Genomic DNA, 17,242 nt, shown 5'->3' on the forward strand with positions numbered 1-17,242 from the left:
AGGCTAGATTAAACTCGGCATCATGCCTGTATTAACAACAGCGTTATAGATTTTTTTATACTCAGAAATATCTCTACCTTCCATAGACTCGGAGGATCGATGTGCTGAGAAGGCAGGCTGTCTCAGAGAAAATCCTGAGCTTATTTCTGAGATGATCTAGAGGGTCTCTAGTTCTCTAGAGCAGAAGCAAAGATAACCGCAATTTCAGGGGATCAAGGGCTGGCTACCCTTAACCATAGAGAAGCCTTTAGCGGCTATGGGCTCTGAACCATGGACTTAGCAATGATGGCAGATGTATCTAGATTTAAGAAAAATTGCGTAAACTTACGGACGCTCTGAATCTACTTCGCCCTGAACTTCTGAAGATCCAGAATGCCACCTTACCTGTTCTGCAAGGGTACGACGAATAATGGATGAGAAGTGGGTTCCATTGAAACCAAAAATGATGAGATCGTCGGCTGGAATTAACCTGAAACCTCCTGCTGGTAGGGCTGTAATGCCTGATCCAAGCTGGGCAAAAAGACCGGGGAGAAAATCACCTCAGGGAAAAATTTTACCATCGGCACATTTTCTACGCGAGGATAAAAATCCGATGGCGTTGGCCCATCAATGTGACGACTCAGCACCCCAAACCCCAGTCGCCCGCTGCGGGGTTGCCAGACGGGGGCGGTGCGTTGCAGCCAATCTTTGAAGTTGGTGGCGTTGTCCATGCTGGCCACCAAGTTGGCAATTATCTCAGGGTCGGGCAGACTGTCCGCCAGTTGAGGGAGGTCTTCGGGTTGCGTCACCCAGGCTCTCTCTAGCAGGGTTTGGCGTTGATCGGGGGTTTGCCAGGCCGCGATGGCGTACTTGGCTGGGCTTTCGGGTAGCTGGTCTGGATTCACCCTACCCCCCTGGCTCAGGGTGAGGAGCGCTTCTTGAAGGGGGCCGCCTGTCCAATCCTCGGCGGCGGCCGCAACGTCACCGAGCCACCAGCGCAGGGTGCCGCGCCCCTGGTGCAGGAAGGCAGTGAGGCCAGGATCGGTACTTTGGTTGAGGAGGTCTTGGTAGAGCGTAGCTAGGCGTTCGGTGACGGGGGCGTAGAGGGGCGCTAGGGGGCCGAACTGCCACATGGGGCTAGTGAGCACGACCGGATGGCGGAGGAGTTCTAGGGCAAAGGCGGTGGTGGCACAGTCTGTATCGCCCTGCCGCAGACAGCTAAAGCCCAGGCCAAAAAAGACCCCCGGCTTGGCGGGCAGGAGGGCAATGGATCGCTGAAAGGCGGCCTGGGCGGCTTCAGGCTGCTGGTTCTCGACCAACAGCCAGCCCAGGTTAGAGTGGCCGAATTCTTGATAGGGCACCGTGGCGTTACCCACCTCAAACCAGCGGATGGCATCCTGCCGCAGGGCCGTTTGCAGGTCGGGGTTATCGGTCACTTGGTAGCTTAGATCGCCGAGGTTCCAGCCCAGTTGGTAGGGGTAGTACATTTCCCAGGGAGCCAACTGATGGGCACGTTCTAGCCGCTGCACAAAGCGGTTAATGTCCTGCTTGGCCAGGGCGGCAAAGCCATCACTGGAGAGGCCCCAGGCGCGATGGACGGGGGTGAGCCAAAGGGCCATGGCCAGGGTTGTGCCCAGCCCCAGCGCGACGAGAAGTTGAGAGGTTTTGGACGGTGGCTGGGGGCTGGTGGGCAGGGGGGGAGACCCAAGGGCGTGGGAGAGCGTGGCAAGGTAGAGGATCAGTACGCCGCTGATGGGCAGAATGTCGAGCTGGTAGTCGGTGAGGCTAAGGAGGGCAAAGCCGACCCCGGCAGCAACGATGCACCACACCATGAGCGGGGGCAGGCCAGAGGGCGTTTGGTGGGCACCGTTGCGAATCCAGCGCATCCCCAGGACAAGGATCACCCCTGCTAGGGCAACCGGAACCATGACGCCCCAAATCCCCAGTTCTCCCCAGAGCTGAGCCGGGGTGCTGTGCAGTTGAAATTGCAGTTCGGCGTCGCGTCCGGCCCAGTGGGGGCGGTAGGCTTGGTAAACCAGGGGCACACTACCCGGCCCTAGCCCCGTAAACGGAGCGCTTTGGCCCATGTGCCAGCCCACGGCATTGGTAACGGCCCGGTAGGATAGCTCTCCCCCGGCTAGATTGCCGCTGGTGAGGCCAGCTAGGGCCTGACGCAAACGGCTATTGCTGAAGATTAAGGCCAACACTAGGGCCATGGCCGCCGCGCCCCCAGCCAGCACCCAGCGCCGAGGCAGGGGGCTGTAGATCAGCGCCACCCCCAGGCCCACCAACCCCGCCGCCGCCAAGGCCAGCCAGCCGCCCCGAGAACTGGTGGTATAGAGGTTGGCCAAGCCTAGGCCAATGGCCCCCAGCCACAGCCAGCGCCGCCAGTCCTTCGCCATCCACCCCAGCCCCACAAACAGGGGCAGCACCAGTACCAGATAGCCTGCCACATAGTTTTGGTGGCCGATGGGTTGCCAATTCCGCAGACTGGTGAACTGAAAACTAAAGGCGGTTTCAACTCCGTACTGCTGAAGCGCCTGCAACCGGGCCAGTTCGGGCCGATAGATCTGCAAAACCCACAGCGTCAAACTCACGACCACAAAGGCCAGGGCCACATAACCTTGAACTTCTAGCGCCGCCTGAACCCGATGGGTGGTTGTCAACCATCCCCGCAGGGCGTAGAGGGCCGCGATGCCCCCCAGGGCTGCCCAGCCGTACCACAGGGCTTGGCCATGGAACTCTGCGGCTAGGGTGGAAATACCGAGCCCCACCACTGCTAGGACAACGACGCCATCTAGCCCCGATCCCAGGGCCAAGGAGGCTAGGGGCCGATGCCACCCCTGCCACAACAGCCAAAGGATGGGCAGCAGGATCGCCACCTGCCACAGAAACACCCAGGGCCAAGCCACCATCATCGTGCTGCTGCCAGGGAGCAGGGTGAAGAGGACATAGAGCGCTAGGGTGAGCAGGCCCAAGAGGGTACCGTCCCCGGTATCTCTGGGCGAACCTGGGCGAGATGCCGGGGATCCTTTCTGGGAGGCCGCCTGGGGCGATGGTTGAGGCAGAGGTTCGGGCTGGGTCACGGCATCTTCGTTCAGAGCACGGCTATGTCGTGATCCTAAAGGATGGGTGGGCCTTTTGGATAAAGGCCGGGATGCGGGGGCAACTAGACCGTGGCAGGCACCCCCGCAAAGGCGGGCTCTAGGGTTGCCAGTTGGGCAACGAGAGCGGCAATGGCTTCGGGGTTGGCCGCTTTGTGGGCATTGGCGACCACTTCTCGACCGAGGACATTACAGCCCAGGTGCGCCAACTGTTGACGCATCGCTAGACCCACCTTTTGGCCGCCGCCGCCGCTGTGGCTTGCTAAGGCTGCCGGACGACCGTTGAACAGCGCCCGAAAGTCCTCGGTGCTAACCGACAGCCAAGCGATGGCATTACTGACCACCGGGGGGATGGAGCCGTTATACTCCGGGGCACAGACCACCAGGCTGCGATGGTGACGCAGGGCTTGGGCAAGCTGGGCTAACCCTGGGCCAGCCTCCCCCACCACCGAATCGTAAAGGGGCAAATGGAGATCAGGCAGGCTGACGACCTCGGCCGTCACGCCCTGTTTGGTGGACTCCTCGGCAAAGGCGCGGGCTAGGGCTAAGTTGTTGCCGTTAGTGGCAGAGAGAATCAGCATGGAGATAACCGATTAATAATTGTTAACAAACTTGTGGTGTGTTCAATGTAGCGCACATGGCTAGGGTTTATGGCCCTTGGTTGGGCGGTTGGGGGAGCGAAGCTCAGGTTCGTGGGCCGAGGGTTTTGCCCTTGGAGCGACACACCTTGAGGGGATATTTAATGGGCAGATTGCCCGGTGGAGAGAGCCCGATAGCGCCCGGTGACGGTGGGATGAGCTAGGCCCAGAGCTGTAGTTTTGAGGCTTTCTAGGCGCTGATCTAACGCCGGAAACTCCCTCGGCCAGGGCTGAAAAAGCCCTAGTTTGCGGATCACCAGATGGGTTTCTAGGCTGGGTGGGGCCAGCATTTGGGTGATGGCTTGGGCCTGGGCATTGCGGTAGGCGAAGGCTAGCCCCCCTCGGTAGGAGCGGTCTGGGGGCAGGGGCAGGGATGTCAGCCACGACCGCAGCGGTTGAATAGCCAGGGTGTCGGCCAGACGCAGGGTATCGAGGGTCAGAGATCCGCCCGCCTGAAGGTCGTTCTGGGTGTAGGCGGGCCAGTGGGTGTCTGGGTCGAGCCATGCCGCCATCAAGAGAGCGGGCGGTGGGGCATCCGTGGCGATCAGGCTTTCTAGATGGGCTAGGGCAGCGGCAGGATCGGTGTCAGCCCAGAAGACGGCAGGCAAGAAGGGCCGCAATCGGCTGGTATCCAAAGACGCCAGCGGTTGTCCGACCCACCAGCCCAGGACAGCACGGGTTTCGTACAGAACGCCGTAGCCCGGATCGCTGGCATTCACCTCGGCCAGCAGGTGATCGTATTCCGCCAGGGTTGCGCTGACCACAGCGGGATAGATCGCTTGTAGGGGCGGGCTTTGCCACAGTGGATAGGTGAGGGAGGCCGGATTGACCAGGGCTTCTAGGGTAAAGGCCGCGATGGCCTGGGCCGCTTGGTCGGTGGCTAAGAGTAGTTCCCCCAGCAGCCAGTAGCCGTAGTGGCGGTGGCGGGGCAGGATCTGGACGGATCGCTGGGCGTAGGTCAAGGCTTGGGCAGGGTCGTCGGGCTGGTAGAGTACCGCCAGATTTTGGTTAAACCAGACATCATTGGGAGCAGCGGCTTGGGCCTGCTGGGCATAGTCCACCGCGAGGGCACGCACCCTGACCTTGGCTTCAGAATCGCCCAGTAGCTCACTCAGGTCTTGGAAGGACTCGCTGGCCATGGCGGCGGCGGTTGGATCCCAGGGACTGAGTAGGGTGGCTTGGTGCCAGCGGGTATCGGCCAGATTGACGGCTTGACGGTCAAAGGCGGCTTTGGCCTGAGCCCCCAGACCCACCGTGAGCGCAAAGGGCAACCAGAGGTAGACCAGGAGCCCAACCCCGGCCCAGACGACCAAGCTGGCCAGCCGACGGTGGGCGGGCAGAATGGTGCGGCTGGGTAATCCATAGGCATCGGCAAGGCTGATCAGCAGTACGACCAGGGCCACCAGGGTGCCAGAAATGGGGATATTTTCGAGCTGATAATCCGTCAGGCTAGACACGCCATAGGCCACAAACGCGCCGCCAATGCCCCCCAAAAGGTGCCGATCCGCCGTCGCCAAGGGCAACTGCCACAGTTGCCACAGCCGTCGGCCCAGCCAAAACAGCCCCGCTAGGTATAGGATCAGCCCCGGCAGGCCCAACTCCCCCGCAATCTGCACCGGGGTATTGTGCAACTGCTGAATGTGATCCAGTCCGGCCCCGGTTTCAATCGGGCGATAGAGGTTAGACATCCGACTCATCACCCCCGGCCCCACCCCCACCCAGGGGCGATCTGCCAAAATATTGCCCCCCAGCCGCAGCATAAACCAGCGATCCAGGGTGGGGCCATCCGCAGCGCCTGCCATGCTAAACCAACCGCGCAGGCGAGGGTTGAGGCCCAGGGCCAGCCCCATCGCCCCCAGGGGCACTACCCCCATCAGCCCCCAACGCCAGCGGTGATCCTGGTGAGCCCTGCCTAGGCCCCAGGCCCAGGCCCCGACTAGCCAGACGATAAAACCCAAGGCAGCTCCTCGGGAGCCACTGAGGTAGAGGGCGGTGGTGATTAGACCTACGGCTCCGGCAGCGGCCCAACGCCCAGGGCCAGACAGGGCCAGAGCTGCCGCCACCGCCAGGGGCAGCGTCAGCCCCAGATAGCCGCCCACAAAGTTGTGGTGTCCTAGGGGCTGGTGGTTGCGAAGGGCCGTAAAAAAGTCCTGGGATGACAAAGAGGCTACCTCGGGCCAACCCAGAGCCAAGCTGATGAGCGCCACCCCCGCCGCCACCGCCACCAGGCCCAGCCACAGCCGCCGCCGCGTTAACGCGCTGTGATCAACTTCATTGCGGTAGGCGTAGAGTCCGAGGGCGTAGGCGATGACTACGCTGGTATTCCACAGCGCCACCCGAGGAAACGGCGATGCCAGACTCGATAGGGCCAGAACAGCCCCCAGGGCCAACAGCCAGCTATCCAACCCGTGCCCTAGGCCCAGGAAGGGCCGCTGAAGCTGTCGCAGCCGTAGAATTAGCCCCACCAGTAGGGCCAAAAATCCTCCCTGCCACAGCCCCAGCCAGGGCCAGTCCACCATGCGAAAGTAGCTCAAGGGCAGCCAGCTCAAGATCACCAGCACAGCGAGGTGAGGCCCCAGCCGCCAGGGCCATCGCCGCTGACCAGGGCAGGAACGGGGGGAATCGAGAGATGGGGCGGTCATGGTGGCGGAGCAGACGGGATCGTGGTGGAAGCAGTGTACCCCACTTGCTTTCTTAAACTTTTGTTGAGATTGAGACAATGTAGCCTTAGCCCAGCCATGAGGTGGGCTTAGGGTGAGCCTCGTATTCTCTGGGGTGGCGAATTTTTCTTCCTTCGACCGCTACGGAGAATGTCCTATGGTGATGAGCAGACAAAAATTGAACCGCTATGCCCTGGCTAGCGCAGTAGCGGCCACCGTGGCCCTAGGGTTTGGAGCGACCCCAGCCCCGGCCCAAAGCTCCCTGGTGCAGGTGGATGGGTCTAGCACGGTGTTTCCCATCAGCGAGGCCATGGCCGAGGAGTTTATCGCGGCGAACCCCGGCACGCAAGTCACCGTGGGCGTATCGGGCACCGGGGGCGGTTTTCGCAAGTTCTGTGCTGGCGAACTCGACATCACCGGAGCCTCCCGCCCCATCCGCGACACGGAAGCTGAACTCTGCGCGGCAGCGGGGGTGGAGTACGTGGAAGTGCCCATCGCCATCGATGCCCTGACGGTAGTGATTCACCCCGAAAACACCTGGGCCAGAAGCATGACCGTGGATCAGCTTCGCACCCTGTGGGAGCCCGCTGCCGAAGGGCGCATCACCCGCTGGAATCAGATCAATCCGAGCTGGCCCAACACCCCGATTTCCCTCTACGGCCCCGGCACCGACTCCGGCACCTTCGACTACTTTACCGAGGCCATTATCGGCACCTCTGGCGAAAGCCGCACTGACTACACCGCCAGCGAAGATGACAACATCCTAGTAGTGGGGGTTTCCCGCGACCGGGGTGCCCTGGGCTACTTTGGCATGGCCTACTACCTAGAAAACCAAGGGCGCTTAGCTTCGGTGGCCATCGATGGGGTTGCTGCCACGGTTGAGCACGTGGCCGATGGCACCTATGTACCCCTCTCCCGACCGATCTTTTTCTACGTGAGGAAGAGCAGCCTAGAGTCTCGGCCTGAGGTACGCGCCTTTGTGGAGTTCATGCTAGACCAGGCCACCACCCTGGTTCCTGAGGTGGGCTATGTGCCGCTGCCTACCGAACGCTACAGCGCCATTCGGTCTGGGCTGTAGACTGCTGGTTGCCCACGCCAACCCCTGCCCATAGCCCTTGGGATGATGGTGTTCCAAGGGCTTTCTGCCCCCTTTGGTACTCAGCCCTATGGCCCCCGACGCCTCTCCACGGATCAACCCCTTGTCCCGGCTGGCGGGGCTCAAGACACGCTGTGTCTCGCCCACGGCTTGGGCGGGCCTGCTGGTTAGTCTATCCCTAGCGATCCATGGGCTGTTGTTGATGGCACCGATGCCCCCTCGCCCAGAGGCCACTGAGGAGGAAACAACGGCTGAGGAGGACTTTGTGGATCTGCTCAGTATTAGCTCCCTGGCGGCTCCGGCCCCGGTGGCTGAGACACCGCCGCCCGCTGAGACGCCCACGGCCCCACCCCCAGCCGCCCCACCCCCAGCCGCCCCAGTGGCTCCTCGAATACCCGATTCATACCCCGATCCCAGCGCGTTGCCGCCCGCCCCCCTAGAGGCCATGGCCCCAACGGATCTCCCTACGGACAACCTCGAAGCCTTGAGCACCGAGGATAACCCACCCGTGGCCTCCTCTACGGCGGTGGATTCCAACCCTCCCCCCGTGGTGGTGCAGGAACAGGAAGTTTTGGAAATTGTGACGCGCCTCACTCGCGGGTCGGGAGAAAGCGATTTTGACTCCACAGCTACTTCCTTTCCCGCCGTAGCGTTTTTAACCCGACGTGGTATCCAGGAGTGGTCGGCCCAGCAGCAAGCCTGCTTTTTTAGCCAAATTAGCGCCGATAGCTACCGCTTGGCTCCGGGGGCTGTGGATGTCCGCTACCTGACCCGCAATGTGCAATTCATCGAGCAGCAGGATGTGCCCCGCACCTTTCCAACGCCCGCCTACCAGGTCAGCCCCCTACCGGAGGGCTACTGTGGCCACACCCTGTTTCAAGTGTTGCAGGGAGGACAGCCGCTGCTGTTTATTTCCGTTGTGGGGCTGGGGGTGGGCAATCCCCAGGCCACGGGCCTCGTGATCATTTGGTCGTCTGACCCTAGGCTGGGCTGGGCTCCCTGAACCGTCCTTCCTGCCCCAACTCGACAGCCCCCTGGATCTATCCTGAATAGGAAGCCCTATTGATAACGGGCCACCAAACCGTTGCCTCACTTCGTGCTGCTATGACGTTCCAACCCCCGCCACCCCCAAAATATAGGCTGCCGTGGCAACGCCTGCTCGCCCCCATGCTGCTGGCCTCCCTGGGGCTGCATGGGGCCGTTCTGATGCTGCCCACCGGAGCCTCGGACGATAGCCCCATTCCCCCACCCGATCCAGAGCAGGACAGTGTGGCGATGACCCGCGTTCTCCCGACGTCTTCCTCCGAAGGGGAAGACCCGATGGCAGGCCAATCCCCAGGGGAGGCTGTTACCCCAATGGCGGGGACACAACCTCTGAACCCAGCCGGAGTAGGCGTTCCAGCCCAGCGCTCGCCTGAGGTTGCCCCCACCGCGCCCCGGACAGTTCCCCAACCCAGGACAGTTCCTCGCAACCTGGAAAATGTCGGCCAGGGCCAATCGTCCCCCAATCCTGCGCCTCCCCCCAGCCCTGCCGCCAACCGCCCCCAGGCCGGGGAAACGGAAAGCCCCCGCCCCAGCGCCCCCAGCCCTGCGGCTCCGCCTGTGCCTAGCGATAGACCTGCGCCCGCTGATTCATCTAACCAAAACCAAACCCAGGCGCTCATGGCCTCGCCCCGCCCCCCTGCCCTGGCAGGAAATAACCTGCGGGAGCAATTGCAGGCCCATGCGGCTCGGCTGAACTTTTCCCCATCTCGGCTCAATCGGCTGACGGAGGCCCTGCGGGAACGGTTTAGCTACAACGCCGTAACCAGCACCGAGGAAGCCTTTGCCACCAACTACCGTGAATGGCAGACGCAGATTCGCCAAGACACCGGGATCGCTGATCTCACAGCGGAGACCCTGCCCGACCCCGTGGCTGTGGCCTATTGGCAGCGGGCTTGCCTCAATCCGGCCCCTGGCCTAGTTAGGGTGGGCCTTGTGGTCAATCCCGATGGCTCCCACCACGGCCCGCCCGTCCTATTGCAAAGCTCTGGCTATGGGGCCGTCGATGACTGGGCCTTGAGCACCCTGGCCGACCAAACGCTCCCAACGGCCAATCAGGTCAGCGCCTATATCCTCACGGTTGAACCCAGCGTGGAGGCTGGGCCGAATCCCTGCCTTGCGGTTACGCCTAGTACCTAAAGCCAATCCGACTTGGCTAACCCTGATTCCTCTGGAGTGGTATTGCAGCTCACCCAAGCTGTTAGCGTGTCGCCAGGGCGTAATCGCTGCAAATGCACCACCCAGAGCATCATCCAGAGGCTAGATGCTTCGGATAATCATGACTCTAGATCTTGCTGAGCCCTCAAGAGTGCCTCGGTAGCCACCTTAATGCAGGACTCTAGAGGAACGTCCTGAGGATCTATGCCAAACACTTCCGCCATACGGTAACGCGCCATCTTTGCTGTATCCACAATGTCGATTACAGCACCGTTTAACGGGCCATAGAGACCCCCAGGACAGGCTTTAGCATACATTTCAGCCATGGTGGCGGCACGGTTGGTGTCTATCATTTTATTACTCTCCTCTTCTAGTGTTTCAACCTGCTCAAAGATCAAAACTCTCAGCTTTGCCCCAAAGCTAAGCTCTTTCCAACTCAAGTCGCTACGACAAGACTCAATTTGCTTTTTTTCGATGTCGGATATATCCAGTGAGTAACGGGTCATATTGCTTGCACGTATTTTTAGCCTCAGTTCAAAGAACTTATGCTGATGCTAGCGCAGTAACTCAATATGAGTATATATTTTATCTTCTAGCTCGACTTGAGTCGGTCGCAATGGAGGGTCAGCCTGTGTCGCGGTCAATCTCGCTATGTTTTGACAGCAGGTATTAGCTAGGCCAGAAATCTAGAGCTTGTTGGATTCTGTGTCCCTTGCCGAAAGCCTGCTAAGCGTTGAAAACTGCCGGGGCCGCATTCTTTTTCAAATTCCTGCACGATCCAGTCCTGGCGTTTGCCGAGGCGTTTAGCGCTTTTTTGTAGATATTCCCAATACTCCATCATTTGGTAGGGGGTGGGGCGGGGGCCAAACAGGGAGCCAAAGTACCAGGAATCCTTCGGTTTGCGTCCGCAGTGTTCCCAGAAGGAGCGTTCGGCCCAGGTGGGGGCATTGCGGCGCAGGTAGGCGCGGCGACGGTGGCTGTGGAACAGTTCGACTAGGGTGGGCAAGTCGTTGATTTGGTGGGCCTGGGCGGCGGAGTAGATCTCCACCATGTCCTCCAGGTTGAGGGGGCGTTCGGTGATCCACTGGTGGCCGCAGTCGGGGCATTTGGCGATGAAGGCTAGCACTACCCGTCCGCATTGGGGGCAGGGTTTGGTGGGGGCGGGTTTGGAGTCGTCGCTGCTGGCTTGCTGGGTGGGCAGGTGGTAGTCCTTGATGTCTTCCGGGAAGCCCAGCCGTTCCAGATTGCCCGCCTGGTCGAGGATAATGCCGTAGCCCTTGCCCGTGTGGGGCGAAATCCGCATGACGCGGCCAATTTGTTGCAGGTGCAAGGCGCTAGATTGGGTGGGCCGCAGCAGCAGGCCGACCTCCACGCTGGGCTCGTCAAAGCCGATACTGATCACGTTGCAGGAGGTGAGCATCAGGATCTTTTCCTGGCGCAAATCTTGGTACATCTGCTGACGTTCTTTGATCGGGGTGCCCCCTTCCACCGTGGCGGCGGGGATGCCAGCGGCGTTGAAGGCGTTGGCCACATGGCGGGCGTGTTCCAAATCCACACAAAAGGCGATGGTGCGTTTGCCGGGGCAGAGGCGCTGCCATTCGGTGACGATTTTTTCGACCAGTTCTGGACGGTCGCAGGCGTTTTTGAGGCCCGCTTCGTCATAGTCGCCGCCCACGGTTTTCACCTCCGCCAGGTTGGCGACGCCATCGGGGGGCATACTGTAGTACTTCATCGGGGCCAGATAGCCCATGTGCTGCAACTCGCTGGGTACCGGGGAGGCCACCAGCGTATCGAGCACATCTCCCAGTTGCTCTTTGCCCAGGCGTTCGGGGGTGGCGGTCATCACTAGGTGGGTGGCGTTGGGAAAGGTCTTCAGTACCGACTTACCGACCTGGCTGAATAGGGTGATGTGGCCCTCGTCGTAGAACACCACATCGGCGGGCCACTGTTTCCACCAGCGGCGTTTGGCCATGGTTTGAATGCTGGCAATCTGAATCGGGGCGTCGCGGTTTTCCTCCCAGCCCGCTTTGATGAAGCCGCAGTGCAGCCCAAAGGACTTCATTTTTTCGTAGGTTTGGCCCACCAACACGTCCAGATGCACCAAAAACATCAGCCGTTTGCCCGCTGACTCCGCGTGGGCACAAATTTGACCGCTAATCACCGTTTTCCCGGCCCCGGTGCCCGCCACAATGGCCACCCGCTTGTGGCCCTCATTCAACTCTCGGTAGAGATCGTTAATCAGGTCAACCTGGTAGGGACGTAGTTTGGGCGGCACGGCAGACATCGCAAGGCAAGGAAGACGATAGGTTCATGGAATGTGGGGGATTAGCCCTCACCCCCAGCCCCTCTCCCCTAGGGAGAGGGGAGCTGGAGTATCCTTCAAAGTCCTTCTCCCCCAGGGAGAGGGATTGAGGGGGAGGGATCTCCCTACCACAGGGCTGGGATCGACTCCAGTTCGGGGTCGTTGGTGACGGGGGGCGCTGGGTCGGGTCGCACCAAACCGGGCTGCACTGGGGCAATGTCGCCAATGGGGGCGGGTAGGGTGGTGGCTCCCTGGCGGGGAATCACGTTTTGAGTTGCTCCGGGCTGGGTGGGGCTAAGGGTGGGTGGGGTGCCCGCTGGGGCCGTAAACCCGCCGTTGGTGGGGGTGATGTCGCCGCCACCCATCACAGCCGAGTTGTTGGGAACCGTGGTGCCCAGGGCGGGTGTGCCAGATGGGGTCATATTTTGACGCTGTACGGCCTGCCCTGCCTGCTCGATAGGCTGTGTCCCTAGATCGCGGTCATCGGCTCGTAACCCACCTCGCGGCTGATTATTGCCCTGAAGCAGTTGGCTCATGCCTCCCGCCCCCGACCAAGCCAGCAGCACCAGCAGCGCCATAGCTGCGCCCAACGCATAGCGATTCATGGCCTCCTCCTCACACCGTGCAGTCCCATCATGGCGCAGGTTGCCAAAAATGAACGAAGAATTTGATCGCCATGGGGAAGCGTTGCCAGTCCACCCAAGGTTGCTATTCACAGCTGGGACGAATGGCTGGAATGCACGCCTGGAATCAACAGCGCTCGGCGGAATCAGGGGATTCCTAACCGGATTGGCTATGGTGCAACGGTTGATGAGCCCCTATCTGGCGGGAGTGGTCAACGGCCTGCGGGGCCAAGGTACTTTTTTGGGGTAATGGCCATTAAAAAAGCCCGATTTCCTGAAGAAACCGGGCTTTTCGTTGGCTTATTAACGTCGAATCAAGGCTGACTCAACGCAGCGTCTATTCAACGCCTTCGATGCGGTCTTCAACTTCCTGGTACAGCTCTTGGAGGCGTTCCAGGTTTTCGTCGCTGGTTTCCCAGTAGCCGCGCCCGTTCACTTCCAGCAGGGTGGAAACCATGCGGCGGAAGGAGTTGGGGTTGAGATCCATCAGGCGCTTGCACATTTCTGGGTCTTGGATGAAGGTGGTGTTCACGTCTTCGTAGACCCAGTTGTCCACTGCGCCTGCGGTGGCCGACCAGCCCATGGTGTTCACCAAGCGCTTGGAGAGTTCCCGCACGCCCTCGTAGCCGTGGGAGAGCATCCCTTCGTACCACTTGGGGTTCAGCATTTTGGTGCGGGCATCCAGGCGGACGGTCTCGGAGAGGGTGCGTACCTGGGCGTTGGCGGTGGTGGTGTCGGCGATGTAGGAGGCCGGGGCCTTGCCGTCTTCGCGCAGACTGGCCACCAGTTTGGTGGGGTCGGAATCGAAGTAGTGGGACACGTCGGTGAGGGAAATCTCCGAGGAATCCAGGTTTTGGAAGGTGGCGTCCGCCGTCTTCAGGGCCGACTCGAACAGGCCGCGATTGCTGTCCATCACGCCGGGATTGTCGGAGTTGAAGGCAAAGGACTTGCGCTTCAGGTACATTTCCTGGAGTTCGGCCTCGTTTTCCCAGGTGCTATTTTCCACCGCCAGGTTGATGTTGGAGGAATAGGAACCGGAGGCGTTGGAGAAGATGCGGGTGGCGGCTTCCCGGAGGCCAATGCCCATTTCCTCGGCCTGTTGCAGGGCGTGCTTGCGGACGAAGTTCATCTCTAGGGGCTCGTCGGCTTCGGCGGCCATTTTCACGGCGCGATCCAGCAGGGCCATTTGGTTAATGAACAGGTCGCGGAACACGCCAGAGCAGTTGACCACGATATCCACGCGGGGCCGACCCAGTTCCTCCAGGGGAATCAGCTCCAGCTTGTTGACCCGACCGAGGGAGTCGGGCAGGGGCTTAACGCCGACGAACCACAGCATTTGCGCCAGAGATTCGCCGTAGGTCTTGATGTTGTCGGTGCCCCAGAGCACGGTGGCGATGGTTTCGGGGTAGTTGCCGCCGTTTTCCTGGCGCTGCCGTTCCAGCAGCCGATCCACCACAATCTTGGCCGACTGCACGGCGGCGGTGGTGGGGATGGACTGGGGGTCGAGGGCGTGGATGTTCTTGCCCGTGGGCAGCACTTCCGGGTTGCGGATGGGGTCGCCGCCGGGGCCGGGGAGGATGTATTCGCCTTCGAGGGCTTGCAGCAAACCGCCCAGTTCGTTGTCGGCGCAGACCTGCTCTAGGCAGAACTCCAGGTACTCCATCAGAGGCTTGATGGCGTCGGCGTTGACGTTGGTGTAGCCCGCCTCGTGGAGGGCTTTGATCCAGGGTTCCTTGCGGCCAATGTTGAAGAAGTTCAGCCGAGAGACCATGGACACCCGACCCTCGGCGTCAATCTGCTCATGCACCAGGGCGGCGACGGCGGCGCGTACCCCTTGGTTGATGTCGTAGAGCAGTTGCACATCGGCCAGCACGCCCCGGTCGCTGTTCCGATAGATCTCCTCAATGTCGCGGCCTAGGCTGTCGGCGATGATCCGCTGGAGGCTCATGATGCCGTCCTCTTCGCGATCCAGTCCGGCGATGTTGACCAGGGTGGCGATGGCTTCCTCGGCGCTGGGGGGCTTGCCGACCACATGAAGGCCGCAGGGCAGCAGACGAGATTCAATCTCCATCAGCTTGATGTAGATTTTGCCCACCAAGGCATCCCGCTCATCGTTAGACAGGTCGCCAGAATCGCCTTCGGGCAGTTCCACGTCCTTATCCAGGTTGCAGATCCGCGCCGTTTCGATGATGGCGTTGACGATCTGCACCGCCCGACCGCTTTCCTTGTTGCCTTGGTAGGAGCCGATCAGTTCGCTCAGTTCCTTCAGCCCCTTGTATAGACCCGCATTCTCAGCAGGCGGCGTCAGGTAGCTGATGGTTTCGGCGTAGCCCCGGCGCTTGGCGATGGTGGCCTCCGAGGGGTTGTTGGCGGCGTAGTAGTAGAGGTTGGGGATGCTGCCGATCAGGTTGTCGGGATAGCAGGTGCCCGACATCCCCATCTGCTTACCGGGCATGAATTCCAGAGAGCCGTGGGTGCCAAAGTGCAGCACCGCATCCGCGCCCCAGATTTTGTTCAGGAAGGTGTAGTAGGCGGCGAAGCCGTGGTGGGGGCTGGCGGAACGGGAGAACAGCAGCCGCATCGGGTCGCCCTCGTAGCCGAAGGTGGGCTGCACGCCGATGAACACGTTGCCGAAGGCCTTGCCGTAGACCAGCAGGTTTTCGCCGTCGGTGTTGAGGTGTCCGGGCGCTGGGCCCCAGTTTTCCTCTAGGCGCTCGGCGTAGGGGGTGAGGGCTTGGTATTCGCGCACGGGCATCCGGTAGGCCACGTTCAGTTCGGGGCTGCTGTACTGGGCCTGGGCATCGTGGATCACCTCTTGCAGCAGCGCTTCAGGGGATTCGGGCAGATCCTGCACATCGTAGCCGTTCTGCTTCATCGCCTCTAGCACCTTATAGATGGAGCCGAACACGTCTAGATAGGCGGCGGTACCGACGTTGCCCTTATCCGGCGGGAAGCTGAAGATGGTGATGGCCAGCTTTTTGTCCACTTTGGGCTTGCGGCGCAGGTTGGCCCACTTCATCGCCCGTTGAGTGATGGATTCAATCCGGTCTTGCAGGGAAATCGCCCGTCCGGTCAGGCCATCGCGTCCCGACAGCACGATGGGTTCGATGGCCCCATCCAGCTCAGGAATGGCCATTTGCAGCGCCACCTGAATCGGGTGCAGGCCCAGGTCGCTGTCCTCCCACTCCTCGGTGGTTTGGAACACCAGGGGCAGGGCCACCATGTAGGGACGGTTCAGCCGCTTCAGGGTCTCGATGGCCTTGGGGTGATCCTGGCGAGCGGGGCCACCCACCAGGGCAAACCCGGTGAGGGACACCACCGCATCCACGATGGTTTTGGAGTTATCCACGGGGTCAAAGAAGTAGGCATCCACGGGCTTGGAGAAATCCAAACCGCCCGCAAACACGGGGATCACCTTCGCGCCCAGGTACTCAAATTCCTGCACCATGGCCACATAGTGGGCCTCATCCCCGGTGACGAGGTGCGTCCGTTGCAGCACCAGGCCAATGGTGGGGGCGAGGGGATCCTTGAGGTCGTCGGAAATATCCCGGCGGGAGGTGTACCAGTTGAGGTATTCCTTAATATCCTCGAACATGGCCGGGGCCATCGGGTGCCAGATGCCCATGTCGGGGTAGGTGACGGGCTCTTCGTAGTCGAGGGTTTCGGTTTGGGGGGCACCCTCGATTTGGCTATCGGTGATGACGTAGCGGTCGGCCAGCATCAGGAAGAAGTTTTCCAGGTTCTCCGGCGAGCCGCCCAGCCAGTACTGGAAGCTCAGCATGAAGTTGCGGGCATCCTGGGCCTTTTCCACGGGCAGATACTTCAGCACCGTGGGCAGCGTCCGCAGCAGCTTCAGCATGGCATCCTGGAAGCCCGCGCCAGACTTCTCCTTGCGCTTCTTCATAAAGGAGCCGATCATGCTCTTCGACTGGCCCAACTGCGCCATGGAGAAGCTGCCCATCTTGTTCAGGCGCATCACCTGGGGCATGGAGGGGAAGCACACCGCCACATCCAACTGGTCGCGCACGGGGGCCACCGCTTCCACCACCTTATCGGCCAGGTCTTCAATAAAGATCAGCGAGGCAATGAATACGTTGGCCTCGGCCACATCCTGCTTAAACGCCTCGTAGTTGTTGGCATCGCGCAGTTCTTCGATTAAATAGCCGTTGACCTCAAACGCCACCTGGGAATTGTGGGCGTTGATCGACCGGATGGCGGAGGATAGAGCACTCTGGTACTGAGGCTCTAACACCACATAGACCACCTTGACCAGCCTCCGCCCGTTCAGATCGTCGGGGGCAATGTGGCGCACAGTGGGCTTGACGTGGGTGAACATGCAGTAAAACTCCTTTCGCTGCTAAGGCCGAGGGGCTGGAGAGGGCCGGATTGCCAAGAAACTTAGTAACCCAGGCTTCACGAACCGCCAAATACTGTATCAAAGAAACATTTCTTAACGGAACCACAGCCGAGATCCCATTTCTCTTTGTACCAGAAAACCTTGCCCCATCTAGGTTTAAGGCCCCCAGGTGACACAATTTGAAATAAACCCAAGGTGCTTCCGTAACTAAAATTTACAGTCTTTTGAGAGGGAAACTCTCATTTTTGTATCAAAACGTTAAATAAAAATTTTTCAGAGAAAAA

At 60.6% G+C, this 17,242-nt stretch carries 10 protein-coding genes; 3 read left to right on the plus strand and 7 right to left on the minus strand.

Going from position 1 to position 17,242, the window contains the following annotated elements; translation table 11 throughout:
* Nucleotides 1–464: 464 nt before the first annotated feature.
* From GFS31_RS02875 to GFS31_RS02885, 3 genes are all read right to left on the minus strand, one after another.
* Nucleotides 465–3,065, minus strand: coding sequence for an O-antigen ligase family protein (locus tag GFS31_RS02875; protein WP_198806783.1), 2,601 nt, complete (start codon nucleotides 3,063–3,065; stop codon nucleotides 465–467).
* 83 nt (nucleotides 3,066–3,148) lie between these two features.
* Nucleotides 3,149–3,664, minus strand: coding sequence for an NADPH-dependent FMN reductase (locus GFS31_RS02880; protein WP_198806784.1), 516 nt, complete (start codon nucleotides 3,662–3,664; stop codon nucleotides 3,149–3,151).
* A 158-nt stretch (nucleotides 3,665–3,822) separates the two neighbouring features.
* Nucleotides 3,823–6,363 (minus strand): O-antigen ligase family protein, encoded by a 2,541-nt coding sequence (locus tag GFS31_RS02885; protein WP_198806785.1) that lies wholly within the window; start codon nucleotides 6,361–6,363, stop codon nucleotides 3,823–3,825.
* Between the two features lie 175 nt (nucleotides 6,364–6,538).
* On the opposite strand from GFS31_RS02885, the gene GFS31_RS02890 reads away from it, so the two are divergent.
* The 3 genes from GFS31_RS02890 (at nucleotide 6,539) to GFS31_RS21220 (ending at nucleotide 9,658) form a co-directional block, all read left to right on the plus strand.
* On the plus strand, nucleotides 6,539–7,459 hold the full coding sequence (locus tag GFS31_RS02890) for a PstS family phosphate ABC transporter substrate-binding protein (protein ID WP_198806786.1): 921 nt from the start codon (nucleotides 6,539–6,541) through the stop codon (nucleotides 7,457–7,459).
* Nucleotides 7,460–7,547: 88 nt separating this feature from the next.
* Nucleotides 7,548–8,480, plus strand: a complete 933-nt coding sequence (locus GFS31_RS02895; protein ID WP_198806787.1) for a hypothetical protein — start codon at nucleotides 7,548–7,550, stop codon at nucleotides 8,478–8,480.
* Between the two features lie 101 nt (nucleotides 8,481–8,581).
* Nucleotides 8,582–9,658: a hypothetical protein gene (locus GFS31_RS21220; RefSeq protein ID WP_198806788.1), complete on the plus strand. Its 1,077-nt coding sequence runs from the start codon at nucleotides 8,582–8,584 to the stop codon at nucleotides 9,656–9,658.
* A 137-nt stretch (nucleotides 9,659–9,795) separates the two neighbouring features.
* Here GFS31_RS21220 and GFS31_RS02905 read toward each other — a convergent pair whose 3' ends face one another.
* From GFS31_RS02905 to GFS31_RS02920, 4 genes are all read right to left on the minus strand, one after another.
* Nucleotides 9,796–10,182: a hypothetical protein gene (locus GFS31_RS02905; RefSeq protein ID WP_198806789.1), complete on the minus strand. Its 387-nt coding sequence runs from the start codon at nucleotides 10,180–10,182 to the stop codon at nucleotides 9,796–9,798.
* Between the two features lie 167 nt (nucleotides 10,183–10,349).
* The gene (locus tag GFS31_RS02910; RefSeq protein WP_198806790.1) at nucleotides 10,350–11,960 is read right to left on the minus strand and encodes a DEAD/DEAH box helicase; all 1,611 of its coding nucleotides are present in this window, start codon (nucleotides 11,958–11,960) and stop codon (nucleotides 10,350–10,352) included.
* A 143-nt stretch (nucleotides 11,961–12,103) separates the two neighbouring features.
* On the minus strand, nucleotides 12,104–12,583 hold the full coding sequence (locus tag GFS31_RS02915; protein WP_198806791.1) for a hypothetical protein: 480 nt from the start codon (nucleotides 12,581–12,583) through the stop codon (nucleotides 12,104–12,106).
* Nucleotides 12,584–12,938: 355 nt separating this feature from the next.
* Nucleotides 12,939–16,937, minus strand: coding sequence for a magnesium chelatase subunit H (locus tag GFS31_RS02920; RefSeq protein ID WP_198806792.1), 3,999 nt, complete (start codon nucleotides 16,935–16,937; stop codon nucleotides 12,939–12,941).
* Nucleotides 16,938–17,242 lie beyond the last annotated feature (305 nt).

Origin of the sequence: Leptolyngbya sp. BL0902 (genome assembly GCF_016403105.1) — a bacterium.
In the GTDB taxonomy this organism is placed as follows: domain Bacteria; phylum Cyanobacteriota; class Cyanobacteriia; order Phormidesmidales; family Phormidesmidaceae; genus Nodosilinea.

Coding starts and splice junctions, on each gene's coding strand:
- GFS31_RS02895 (WP_198806787.1), top strand. CDS start 7,548: ATGGCCCCCGACGCCTCTCCACGGATCAACCCCTTGTCCCGGCTGGCG.
- GFS31_RS02880 (WP_198806784.1), bottom strand. CDS start 3,664: ATGCTGATTCTCTCTGCCACTAACGGCAACAACTTAGCCCTAGCCCGC.
- GFS31_RS02910 (WP_198806790.1), bottom strand. CDS start 11,960: ATGTCTGCCGTGCCGCCCAAACTACGTCCCTACCAGGTTGACCTGATT.
- GFS31_RS02905 (WP_198806789.1), bottom strand. CDS start 10,182: ATGACCCGTTACTCACTGGATATATCCGACATCGAAAAAAAGCAAATT.
- GFS31_RS02885 (WP_198806785.1), bottom strand. CDS start 6,363: ATGACCGCCCCATCTCTCGATTCCCCCCGTTCCTGCCCTGGTCAGCGG.
- GFS31_RS02915 (WP_198806791.1), bottom strand. CDS start 12,583: ATGAATCGCTATGCGTTGGGCGCAGCTATGGCGCTGCTGGTGCTGCTG.
- GFS31_RS02890 (WP_198806786.1), top strand. CDS start 6,539: ATGGTGATGAGCAGACAAAAATTGAACCGCTATGCCCTGGCTAGCGCA.
- GFS31_RS21220 (WP_198806788.1), top strand. CDS start 8,582: ATGACGTTCCAACCCCCGCCACCCCCAAAATATAGGCTGCCGTGGCAA.
- GFS31_RS02920 (WP_198806792.1), bottom strand. CDS start 16,937: ATGTTCACCCACGTCAAGCCCACTGTGCGCCACATTGCCCCCGACGAT.